Source organism: Mycobacterium sp. (assembly GCF_050701675.1).
Taxonomy (GTDB): Bacteria; Actinomycetota; Actinomycetes; order Mycobacteriales; family Mycobacteriaceae; genus Mycobacterium.
In genome coordinates, this window is sequence record NZ_JBOGDD010000160.1 from 1 (window position 1) to 3671 (window position 3671).

The 3671-nt window shown below is 67.3% G+C and carries 1 protein-coding gene; it reads right to left on the reverse strand.

What is annotated here, in order from left to right; translation table 11 throughout:
- On the reverse strand, positions 1–3671 hold a 3671-nt coding region (locus tag ACRDUX_RS04720), incomplete at both ends, for a non-ribosomal peptide synthetase (RefSeq protein ID WP_526411497.1).

The window sequence follows — 3671 nt, forward strand, 5'->3', positions numbered from 1 at the left end:
CCAGGCAGATCAACGTGCCGTCGACCTGCTGCATCTGTTCGAGGAGTTCCAGGGCCAGGTAGCGGCCGAGGAATCCGGTCGCCCCCGTCAGCAGGACCGTCCGCACGACGTCGCTGGGCCCGGGCAGTGTCGGGGCGGTGGTCAGCGTGGTGGCGTCGATGAACTTGTCCAACGTGAGGTCGGCGGCATGCACCTCGGTGGTGTCGGCGCCGTGCACGGACGCAAAGCTGGGCCCCGCCGGATCGGCCCGCGTGCCCAGCTTTTGGCTCAGGCTTCTCACCGACGGGGCGTCGAATATCGTGCGCACCGCAAGATGGGTGCCGAGGGTCTTGTTGATCGCGTCGATCACCGGCATCGCCATCAGTGAATCTCCGCCAAGGTCGAAGAAGGAGTCGTCGAGCCCGACGCGCTCGACACCCAGGAATTGGGCGTAGATGCCGGCGACGATCTTCTCGGTCTGAGTCTGCGGCGCCTGGAACGCCGTGGCGGCAAACACCGGCGCAGGCAGCGCCTTTCGGTCGATCTTGCCCGAGGAGGTCAACGGGAACTCGTCGAGCACGACGATCTGGGACGGCACCATGTAATCAGGCAACTGTGCGCTCACCTGCTGGCGGACCGCGCTGATCTTGGTGCTGGTGCGCGGGTCGCTCGAGTGGGGGGTGTGTTGGTGGGCCAGGGTGGGCGGCAGGTAGAGGTCGGTCAACGGCGGCGGGTGCCCGCGGTGGGATTCGGGGGCGATGAAGATGGCATCGAGGGTGCCGGGTTGGGCGCCCCATGTGACGACGACGTGGTATCCGATGGCTTCGCCGGTGCGGTGCAATTGTTCGGGAATGGCGGTGTCGGGGGTCGCGGTGCCGCTGGCCGGCGAGATTGCGTCGGCCAGCGAAAGCCCCTCGGCGAGGGCCCGTTCGACGCGAACGTCGGCAATCACTCCGGTGTGGGGGATATCGGCGATGCGGACCGCGGCGGGACGTTGCGTTATCAACTGGGTGCTCAGCCCGCCCAGTCCTGCGCATTGCGTCCACGTCCACGTGGGCACTGTCGCCAGCGAGCACACCCGCGTGGGGGCCTTGTGGATGACGACGTCGTAGCGGTACCGGTTCAGTTCATTGTCGGCGGTTCCGCGTTTGACTTGGATGTCGAGTCCGGCCACCGACGGGTGATCGGCGGCCCACGAGGTGAAGAACTCTGGGGCCAGCAACAATTCGCGTTCGCTGAGCATGGCGCGGTGAACTCGTTGGCGGATCTCGGCGGTGTCCGTGGTGTCGGTGCGGGCCAGCGCGACTGCGGTGTGGAACGCACCCTGCAGAGTGTGGTTGCGGACGTCCCCGATGAACAGTGTCCCGCCGGGCGCCAGCAGTTCCACGGCGTCGTCCATGAGGTCGGCGAGATAGCGCCGGTTGGGGAAGTACTGGATGACCGAGTTGAGAATGACGGTGTCGAAGCCGCCCTGCGGCAGTCCCTCGATCACGTGGGCGGGTTGGGTCAGCAGCTGGACCCGATGACGCCACGGGATCTGCCACCGCTCTAGAGCCCGAGCGAGGTCGTCGATGGCCACCGCCGACATGTCGGTGGCGACATAGAGCTCACACTGCGCCGCGAGCTGTGACAACACCAGCCCTGAGCCGGTACCGATCTCCAACACTCTTCGCGGCTGCAGGGCCGTGATCCGATCCACTATTGCCGAGCGCCACTCGATCATCTCCTCGAGCGGAATCGGATCATCGGTGTAGCTGCTGTTCCAACTCCGGAAGTCCATGCCGAACCCCGCGACCCCGCCATCAGCGCCGTACAGCCGGTCCCAGACGTGTTGCCAATCTTCGACGATCTCGGCGTCGTGTTCGGAGGTGGTGCCCTCTTCGAGGGTGATGTACGCGACGAGGTGTGCGCCGGTGCTGGTGTGGTGCACGGTTGCGGCCGCCTGGGTGACCTGCGGGCAAGCCAGTAGGGAGTTTTCGATCTCTCCCAGTTCGATGCGCTGCCCACGCAATTTGATCTGAGAGTCCGCGCGGCCCAGGTAGTCCAGTGTTCCGGCGGAGGTCCACCGCACCAGGTCACCGGTGCGGTACATGCGTGTCCCGGCGCCCTCGTATGGGTTGGCCACGAACCGTTCCGCGGTCAGGTCGGGCCGACCCACATAGCCGCGCGCGACGGCGGGCCCGCCTACGTAGAGCTCGCCCACCACCCCGATGGGCGCCGGGTTCAGCCGGGGATCGAGCACCAGCGCGCACACACCAAGAATCGGGGCGCCGATGTCCACCGGCCGTCCCGCCGACAGCGGCGCACTGCAGGTGACCCAGATGGTGGTCTCGGTGGGGCCGTAGGTGTTGAACATCTGCCTACCCGGCGCCCAGGTGGCCGCCAACTCTGCTGGGAGGGCCTCCCCAATGGTGATCAGCGTGTCCACGTCGTCCAGCCGGTCCCGATCGAGCGACGAGAGCACCATCGGGGTGAACACCGCCGCGTTGACACGCTGGCGCTGCAACAACGTGGTCAGCGCCTCCCCGGCGTACGCCTCGGGCGAGGCCACCACCAGCGCCGCCCCCGAACGCACCGCCGACAGCAACTCGCCGACCGACACGTCGAAGGTCGGCGCGGCCACCATCAGCAACCGCGAATCCGCGCTCAACCCGAACACCTCGCCCAACGCCGACGCCAGCAGACCGGCGTGGGTGACCGCAACCCCCTTGGGGGCGCCGGTGGACCCCGACGTGAACATCACATAGGCGGCGTCGTCCACCCGCAACGGAGCCAGCCGGTCGGCGTCGGTAATCGAATCCGCGCAGCGCCCGGACACGTCTAGACCGTCGACGCGCAGCACCGGGCGCGCCCCGGCCCCGGCCACCGTCTCGGCTCCGCATGTCAACACACACACTGCGTCAACCGCGTCCAACATCATGGCGATCCGCTCGACCGGATAGGCCCGATCCACCGGTACGTACGCGCCGCCCGCCTTGACGACGGCCCACCACGCCACCACCAGTTCCAGACACCGATCCATCGCCACGCCCACGGCGCCGTCGGGACCCACCCCCGTCTCGATCAGCACCCGCGCCAACCGCGTCGACCACTCATCAAGCTCGCGATACGACACCTCCCGGGTACCGTCGATCACTGCCGCCGCGTCCGGGTCGGCAACTGCCGCCGCAGTCAACAGGTGCGGCGCCACCTCCACCGCCGCGGCCAAGCCGGCACCAGACCACCCCGACAGCACGAGGTCACGTTCACCGCGATCGAGCAGCGGGACGTCTCCCACCACCACCGACGAATCCGCCACCACCGCCTCGACCAAGCGTCCAAACCAGGCGATCAAGCGCTCGACGGTGGCGCGGTCGAAGAGATCGGTGGAGTAGGTCACCACCCCGCCGCCCATCGGCGCGCCGGGATCGTCGGTCGGCACCTCGCTGAACTCGAATTCCAGGTCGAACTTGGCGGTGCCGGTCAATACCGTCAGCGGCTCGACGCTGAGCGCGTCGAACGCGAACCCGTCGGGGCGAACGTTGTTCTGGAAGGCCATGAAGACCTGAAAGAGCGGATGATGTGCCGTGGAGCGGACCGGGTTGAGCTGCTCGACCAGCCGCTCGAACGGAACATCCTGATTGCCGTAGGCGTCCAGCGCCTTCTGGCGCACCTGTTGAAGCACGTCGCTGAACGTGTGCGCAGAAGTGACA